Source organism: Tepidanaerobacter sp. GT38, assembly GCF_021991635.1.
Lineage (GTDB): Bacteria > Bacillota > Thermosediminibacteria > Thermosediminibacterales > Tepidanaerobacteraceae > DTU063.
Map to the genome: position 1 here is coordinate 1 of NZ_JAFFJA010000119.1, position 1,224 is coordinate 1,224.

The window sequence follows — 1,224 nt, forward strand, 5'->3', positions numbered from 1 at the left end:
ACATGAAAGAATAGCACCCGAAAATGGCCAATAGCTTCATGCCACAAGCAAGAACTCCCGTTTTTGTTTTTTTGAAAGTTTGAGACCAGCGACTTGTGCTGGGGTCATTCCATTCAAACCGGAATGAGGCCGAACAAAATTAAAGAAAAAGACAAACATGAAAATCAGGTTATTGGCAGAAGCAAAAGAAGAAAAACCTTGTTTAGTTCTGTACCATGCTTTGAACTGCTTGTGAAAACACTCGATAAGATTGTTAGACACATCATCCTTGAAGCTTTCGACTTGAATATGTTTAGAATCGTTAAAAATGGATTTAACAGGCACTTTGTAGGCATAATAACGGTCAGAAACGATAGCGGACGGTTTACCGTATTTGCGTGCATCATTAAGCACAGAAACGGCTTGCGGGGAATTGCGGTAAGGTGATAAATGAAAACCAATAACAAACCTTGTTTCACTGTCAACCACAAACCATATATAGTATTTAACACCAGCGATTTTAACAACAGTTTCATCCACATGCCACTCATCAGAATTCAAGTTCAAAAGCGGCATTAACCGGATGCGCATATCATCAAACATAGGAGCAAATTTAGTGCACCAATTACTGATAGTAGTATGCGAAACCTTGATGTTGAAAGCAGTGCGCAGGATCAGGCTAATGTTGCGGAAAGAGTTTTTACCCAGATAAAACAGGGACAGAGCTGTAATGATAATATGTATGGGATAACGCATACGTTTAAAATCATGTTTTCCAAAAAGCTTAGACATGGAAGGGCTTGTAATGGCAGTGGGTTTGTATACAAAGAAAGAGTGGTTACACTTTTTGTCGCAGCAGCGATAGTTGCTGTAATGCTCATAGTCGTGGTGCAGGAAACTAGCTTTTCCGCAAACCGGGCAGGGCGGATATTTCCGCCGACAATTTGCCCTCTTAGCCCTGGGGCGTTCGGGTGCAAATTGATGATAGCACTTACGGCAGAGATATTTTTGATATCCATCTTTATCTCTACCGTAACGATAAAATGAATGATTGTTATTGCATCTTGGACAGCTAAACTGGTATAATTTCGCCATGAGGACTCGTCTCCTTTCGGGAGGTACTTGTGTTTTGTGGTGAAACTATTGTACCAGAAAGGCTGACGGGTCCTCAACTTTCATTTAACTTTACAATACGGTAAAAAATACAAAGGAGGTTTTTTTCTATGATGAAAATGGAAAAATATT

At 40.0% G+C, this 1,224-nt stretch carries 1 protein-coding gene; it reads right to left on the minus strand.

The genetic code is table 11. From position 1 onward, the window contains the following. Window positions 1–36 precede the first annotated feature (36 nt). Window positions 37–1,074 (minus strand): IS6 family transposase, encoded by a 1,038-nt coding sequence (locus tag JT739_RS12070; RefSeq protein ID WP_237661376.1) that lies wholly within the window; start codon window positions 1,072–1,074, stop codon window positions 37–39. Window positions 1,075–1,224: the final 150 nt, after the last annotated feature.